Below are 6568 nucleotides of genomic sequence, written 5' to 3'. Positions count from 1 at the left end.
GAGGCGGGGGGTGGGCATCGGGCGGGCGGCGTGCGGGCGGCGTCTTTCGGAGGGGCGGGCCGGCGCCGGGCGGCTGCGCGGGCAGATCGAGTTCGCGCCCGAGCTGGTGGTGCGGGCCTCCACGGTGGGCGGGGCCGGACGCGCAGCCGCGCTGCGCCGCTGCGTCTGCATCGTCGTCGGCGCCCCGCCGCCCGCTCCTCTCCGCTTCTGCGAGCCGGGTCACTTCGAGGGCGTGTCGCGCCCTGCGTCGCGTCCGACACGCACGAGAAGTGACCCCGCTCGCACGGTTGGCGGGGGCAGAGCGCAGCGGGGTCGTTTTCGGAGCGTGTCGGGCACGTCGAAGGGCGCGACACGCTCCCGAAGTGACCCCGCTCGCAGAAGAGGAGAGGAGGGGGCGGCGGGGCGCCGACGACGATGCAGACGCAGCGGCGCAGCGCGGCTGCGCGTCAGGCGCCGCCCACCGTGGAGGCGCGCACCACGAGCTCGGGCGTGAACTCGATCTGCTCGCGCACCGCATCGGCGCCGGCCCGCGCCTCCGAGAGCAGCAGCCCGACCGCGGTCGCGCCGATCTCCACCGCCGGCTGCCGCACCGACGTGATCGGCACCACCGCAGCGCTCGCGAAGTCGATGTCGTCGTAGCCGATGAGCGCGATGTCCTCGGGCACGCGCAGCGATCCGGTCATGACGAGCGCCTGCAGCACGCCCATCGCGAGCAGGTCGTTGGCGGCGAAGACGGCATCGGGCCGCCGGTCGGCGGGCAGTGCGAGGATCTCCTCGGCGATCCGGCGCCCCTCGAGCACGCTCAGCGCCTGCGTCTCGCGCACTTCGAGGGTGGCCCCGGCGACCTCGGCGATCACCGAGCGGGCCCCGTTCACGCGGTCGGAGACCTGCTTGATGCCGAGGGGGCCGCCGACGAACGCGATGCGGCGGCGCCCCTGCTCGAGCAGGTGGCGGGCGGCGATGCGGCCGCCCTCGACGTCGTCCACCGACACGGACGAGAAGGATCGGTCGCTCGACCCGCGATCGACGAGCACGACGGGGATGCCGGCCTGGCGGAGGCGCCAGAGCTGCGTGAGGTCGGTGTCGACGGGCGAGATGAGCACGCCGGCGACCCGGTGCTCCTCGAACATCTCGAGGATGCTGTGCTCGCGCTGCGGCGAGTCATCGCTGCCGCCCATGAGCACGGTGTACCCGTCGTCGATGGCGCGCCGCTGCGCCCCGTGCGCCAGGTCCATGAAGAAGGGGTTGCGGGTGTCGAGCACGACGAGGCCGAAGCTGCTGCTGCGGCCCGCGCGCAGCTGCCGGGCCGCGTCGTTGCGCACGAAGCCGAGGTGCTCGATCGCCTGCGTGACGCGGGCGACCGTGGCGGCGGCGACGATCTCGGGGCGGTTGAGCACGTTCGAGACCGTGCCCACCGACACTCCCGCCTCGCGGGCGACGTCGCGGATGCTCGCAGCCATGGCGTGATCCCCCACTCAAGATTCGTACAGCACGTTTCGGAGCAGTCTACCGATCGCATCACCGGTTTGAAACGCTTCAATAACGACTGCGAAACCGATTCGACATCGACTTGACTCATTCGCGACGCGCGCCATAAACTCGCCTCAACCGCGATTGAAACGATTCACAGTGAGGATCGCGCACCACCCCCGACATGCCCTTCCGATGGCAGGAAGTCCGTGAGTTCAATGAAGAAACCACCCACCGGCGCACCGCTGCTCGAGCTGCGCGGCGTCGCCAAGGCCTTCGGCCAGGTGATCGCACTGCGCGACAGCACGCTCGCGCTCCACCCCGGTTCGATCCACGCGCTCGTCGGCGAGAACGGCGCGGGCAAGTCTACGCTGGTGAAGATCATCGCCGGCCTCTACCGCCGCGACAGCGGGGAGTTCCTGTACGACGGCGAGAGCGTCGACTTCTCGACCACCGCCGAGTCGAAGGCCGCTGGGATCGCGGTCATCTACCAGGAGCCCACCCTCTTCCCCGACCTGTCGGTCACCGAGAACATCTTCATGGGCCGCCAGCCGCGCGGCCGATTCGGGCGCATCGACCGCGGCGCCATGCGAACCGAGGTCGAGTCGCTGTTCGCCCGCCTCGGCGTCGCCATGGACCCCGATCGCACCGCCGACGGCCTCTCCATCGCCGACCAGCAGATGATCGAGATCGCCAAGGCCATCTCGCTCGACGCGCGCGTGCTCATCATGGACGAGCCCACTGCCGCACTGTCGGGCGTCGAGGTCGACCGCCTCTTCCAGGTGGCCCGGGCGCTCCGCGACGAGGGCCGCGCGCTCGTCTTCATCTCGCACCGCTTCGACGAGGTGTTCGCGCTCTGCGACACCATCACGGTGATGCGCGACGGCAGCTACGTGTCGACGCGCGCCATCGCCGAGACCGACCCCGACAGCGTCGTCGCCGAAATGGTGGGGCGCGAGATCACCGACCTCTTCCCGAAGCTCGAGACCGAGGTCGGCGAGCCGCTGCTCGTGGTCGAGGGGCTCACGAGCCCGGGCGTGTTCAGCGACATCAGCTTCACCGTGCGCGCCGGCGAGATCGTCGGGCTCGCGGGCCTCGTGGGCGCAGGGCGCAGCGAGGTCGCCCGCGCCGTGTTCGGCGTCGATCCGTACCGCAGCGGCACCGTCACCGTCGCCGGCACCCGGGTGCCCGCGAACAAGCCGACCGCGGCGATGCGCGCCGGGCTGGCGCTCGTGCCCGAGGATCGCCGCAAGCAGGGACTCGTGCTCGACTCCAGCGTGGGGCGCAACACGACCTCCGTGATCCTCGACTCGATCGCGAAGCTCGGCCTCGTCACCACCGGGGCGGAGAACCGCGCCGCGCGACCCTGGTCGGAGAAGCTCGAGGTGAAGGCCAACGCGCTGACCACGATCGCGGGCACCCTGTCGGGCGGCAACCAGCAGAAGGTCGTGCTCGGCAAGTGGCTCGCCACCGACCCGCGCGTGCTCATCATCGACGAGCCGACGCGCGGCATCGACGTCGGCACCAAATCCGAGGTGCACCGCCTGCTGTCGACGCTCGCCAGTCAGGGCATGGGCGTGCTCATGATCTCGAGCGAGCTGCCCGAAGTGCTCGGCATGGCCGACCGGGTGCTCGTCATGCACGAGGGGCGCATCACCGCGACCATCGATCGCGAGGCGGCGACGCAGGAGAACGTCATGCGCGCGGCCACCCACAGCTCGAGCACGGAATCGGAGCACGCCGCATGAGCGCGACCACCCTGAATGCCCCCGGCGTCGGATTCGGCGCGATCGTCGGGCGACTCACCCGCGCGCGGGAGGCGAGCATCCTGCTCGCCGTGCTGCTCGTCGTCGCCGCAGCCACGATCAAGAACCCGAACTTCCTGTTCTCCACCGACGGCTACCGCGACCTGTGGCTGACGCCCTCGCTGCTGCTGCTCGTCGCCGTCGGCCAGGCGGTCGTGCTGATCACCCGCAACGTCGACCTGTCGGTCGGCTCGATCCTCGGCCTGAGCGCGTACCTCACCGGCCGCCTCTTCATCGACCTGCCGGGGGTGCCCGCGATCGCCGTCGTCCTGATCGCGATCGTGTTCGGCGGCCTGCTGGGGCTGATCAACGGCGCGCTCGTCGCCTTGGCGAAGGTGCCGGCGCTCGTGATCACGCTCGGCACGATGTACGCGTTCCGCGGCATCAACGTGCTGTGGACGGGGTCGGATCGCATCAACGCCTCCGACATGCCCCGCGGATTCCTCGCGCTCGGCACCGCCCAGGTGCTCACCATCCCGGTGCTCACCATCATCGCCGTGGTCGTGCTGATCGCCGTGGCCTGGTGGCTGAAGAACACGCGGGGCGGGCGCGAGTGCTACGCGATCGGATCGGATCCCGATGCGGCCCAGCTCTACGGCCTGCCCGTCACCCGCCGCGTGCTCACCGCGTTCGTGCTCTCGGGCGCGCTCTCCGGGTTCGCCGGAGTGCTGTACGCGGCGCGCTACGGCACGATCAACTCGCAGGCCGGCGCCGGCTGGGAGTTCGACGCGATCGGCGCAGCCGTGATCGGCGGCGTCGCGATCTTCGGCGGCGTGGGATCGGTGTGGGGCGCGGCGATCGGCGCGGCGCTGCTCATGACCATCAACCGCGCGCTCCCCGTGCTCGGCGTGCCCGACTTCTGGCAGCGCGCCGTGGTCGGCGTGCTCATCATCGGCGCCATCGTGCTCGACCGCGTGCTCTCGCTCCGGCAGCACCGCAAACTCATCGAAGAACGGGAGACGCAGCGATGACCGCTCAGACCACCGTCACCACCTCCACGACGAGCCTCCGCCCCATCGCGGACTACGACCGCCCGCTGTGGCAGCGCCTCCTCCTCACCCGCGAGAGCGCGATCATCGCCCTCGTCGTCATCGTCGTCGTCTTCGCGAGCATCGTGGTGCCGAACTTCGGCAGCAAGATCACGATGACGTACCTGCTGCTCGACATCTTCCCGATCCTCATCATCGCGCTGCCGATGACCGCGATCATCGTGACGGGCGAGATCGACCTGTCGGTCGCGAGCATCGTCGGCCTGTCGAGCGTGCTCACCGGGGTGCTCACGCAGGCGGGCGTGCCGTTCGGGCTGACCATCGTGCTCGCCCTCGCCGCCGGGCTCCTCGCGGGCGTCATCAACGGGTTCCTCATCACCGCAGTCGGCCTCCCCTCGCTCGCGGTGACGATCGGCACGCTCGCGCTCTTCCGCGGCATCGCCGTCGGTCTGCTCGGCACCACCGCCGTCACCGAGTTCCCCGAGTTCTGGACGGACCTCGCGAAGGAGAAGATCGGCTCGACCGGCATCCCGGTCGTGATGATCGTCTTTGTCGTGCTGGCGATCGCCTTCGCCATCCTGCTGCACTTCACGAAGTTCGGCCGCGGCGTCTTCGCGATCGGCCTCTCCCCCGAGGCGGCGCGCTTCTCCGGCGTCGACGTGGCCCGCACCAAGATGCTGCTCTACGTGCTCAGCGGCGCGGTGTCGGCCCTCGCCGGCATCTACTTCACGCTGCGCTACGGCAGCGCCCGCGGCGACAACGCCACCGGCATGGAGCTGCAGGTCATCGCGGCCGTACTGCTCGGCGGCGTGTCGATCTTTGGCGGCCGCGGCGCCCTGCACGGGGTGATCGCCGGCGTCGTGCTGATCGGCGTGCTCGGCAGCGCCCTGCGCCTCGCGAACGTCACCTCCGACGTGATCAACATCATCACCGGAGCGCTGCTGATCGCCGCCGTCATCTCGACGAGCGTGATCGCCGCCGTCAAGAACCGGCGGAGAACCGGGAGGAAGCTGCAGGTCGCCGGCGCGCGAGCCGCGACGACCGCCTGACCCCCGGGCCGGGCGACTGGCGCCGCGGGCCGCCTCGGCGGTCGAGCGGCCGCCGCCCCGGACCACGGGCCCGGACCCCCGGAAGACTTCCACGACCACCCACACCCAACCCCGCACCGCGGGGCGATGAAAGGAAACGACGAACGATGTGGTTCCAGAACAATACGAAGAAGGCCGGCGCGGTGCTCGCGCTGGCGGCCAGCGCGGCACTGCTGCTCTCGAGCTGCTCGGGCGGTGACGCCGGAGGCGGCGGCTCCGAGGGCGGCTCCGAGGGATCCGGCGCGAGCATCACGTTCCTGCCGAAGAACCTCGGCAACCCCTACTTCGACACCTCGAGCAAGGGCGGCAAGGCCGCGGTCGAGGCGTTCGGCGGCACCTTCAGCGAGGTCGGCCCCACCGAGGCCACGCCCGACGCGCAGGTGAGCTTCATCAACACCGCGACCCAGCAGGGCGTCGGCGCGCTCGCCATCTCGGCGAACGACCCGAAGGCGATCTGCGACGCCGTGAACGAGGCCCGCGACAACGACGTGAAGGTCGTCACGTTCGACTCCGACACCAGCGCCGACTGCCGCGACCTGTTCGTGAACCAGGCCGACGCCGCGGGCATCGCCCAGGTGCAGGTCGACATGATCACCGAGCAGATCGGCGACGAGGGCCAGATCGCGGTGCTCTCGGCCGCCGCCAACGCCACGAACCAGAACGCCTGGATCGACCTCATGAAGGAGGAGCTCGAGGCCAACCACCCCGACGTCGAGCTCGTCGAGGTCGTCTACGGCGACGACGACGACCAGACGTCGTTCGACAAGACCGCCGCGCTGCTGCAGACCTACCCGGAGCTCAAGGGCATCGTCTCGCCGACCACCGTCGGCATCGCGGCCGCCGCGCGCTACCTGTCGACCTCCGACGCCAAGGGCGAGGTCGCACTGACCGGCCTCGGCACGCCGAACCAGATGCGCGAGTACGTCGAGGACGGCACCGTCACCGAGTTCGCGCTCTGGAACCCCGAGGATCTCGGCTACCTCACCGCCTACGCGGCCAACGCGCTCGCCACCGGCGAGATCGAGGGCGCCGAGGGCGACACCTTCGAGGCGGGCGACCTCGGCGAGTACACCGTCGGCGAGGACGGCGTCGTGCTGCTCGGCGACCCGTTCCGCTTCAACGCGGAGAACATCGACGACTTCGACTTCTGAGTCGTCGCGGCGGGGGATGCTGACCGGGCAGGATCAGGATCCCCCACCGCCCCGCCCCGCCGATC

Annotated in this window: 5 protein-coding genes; 4 read left to right on the top strand and 1 reads right to left on the bottom strand. The window is 70.5% G+C overall.

What is annotated here, in order from left to right:
• Window positions 1-446 precede the first annotated feature (446 nt).
• Entirely contained in the window at window positions 447-1460 is a 1014-nt protein-coding gene (locus NS354_RS11185) for a LacI family DNA-binding transcriptional regulator (RefSeq protein WP_058594564.1), read from the bottom strand.
• Window positions 1461-1688: 228 nt separating this feature from the next.
• On the opposite strand from NS354_RS11185, the gene NS354_RS11180 reads away from it, so the two are divergent.
• From NS354_RS11180 to rhaS, 4 genes are all read left to right on the top strand, one after another.
• Window positions 1689-3218 carry a sugar ABC transporter ATP-binding protein gene (locus NS354_RS11180; protein ID WP_058594563.1) on the top strand — a complete coding sequence of 510 codons (1530 nt, stop codon included), beginning with the start codon at window positions 1689-1691 and terminating at the stop codon, window positions 3216-3218.
• Window positions 3215-4246, top strand: a complete 1032-nt coding sequence (locus NS354_RS11175) for an ABC transporter permease (protein ID WP_058594562.1) — start codon at window positions 3215-3217, stop codon at window positions 4244-4246. The genes NS354_RS11180 and NS354_RS11175 overlap by 4 nt, the downstream gene beginning before the upstream one ends.
• A complete protein-coding gene (locus NS354_RS11170) occupies window positions 4243-5313 on the top strand; it encodes an ABC transporter permease (RefSeq protein WP_058594561.1) in 1071 nt (356 codons plus the stop codon). Before NS354_RS11175 ends, NS354_RS11170 begins: the two co-directional genes overlap by 4 nt.
• Before the next feature lie 146 nt (window positions 5314-5459).
• Entirely contained in the window at window positions 5460-6503 is a 1044-nt protein-coding gene (rhaS, locus tag NS354_RS11165) for a rhamnose ABC transporter substrate-binding protein (RefSeq protein WP_058594560.1), read from the top strand.
• The last annotated feature ends 65 nt before the right edge of the window (window positions 6504-6568 follow it).

It is taken from the genome of Leucobacter chromiiresistens, from assembly GCF_001477055.1.
Lineage (GTDB): Bacteria > Actinomycetota > Actinomycetes > Actinomycetales > Microbacteriaceae > Leucobacter > Leucobacter chromiiresistens_A.
Note: the sequence above shows the minus strand (reverse complement) of the source record. Positions and strands in the feature narration are given on the sequence as shown.

Coding starts and splice junctions, on each gene's coding strand:
- NS354_RS11180 (WP_058594563.1), top strand. CDS start 1,689: ATGAAGAAACCACCCACCGGCGCACCGCTGCTCGAGCTGCGCGGCGTC.
- NS354_RS11185 (WP_058594564.1), bottom strand. CDS start 1,460: ATGGCTGCGAGCATCCGCGACGTCGCCCGCGAGGCGGGAGTGTCGGTG.
- NS354_RS11170 (WP_058594561.1), top strand. CDS start 4,243: ATGACCGCTCAGACCACCGTCACCACCTCCACGACGAGCCTCCGCCCC.
- rhaS (WP_058594560.1), top strand. CDS start 5,460: ATGTGGTTCCAGAACAATACGAAGAAGGCCGGCGCGGTGCTCGCGCTG.
- NS354_RS11175 (WP_058594562.1), top strand. CDS start 3,215: ATGAGCGCGACCACCCTGAATGCCCCCGGCGTCGGATTCGGCGCGATC.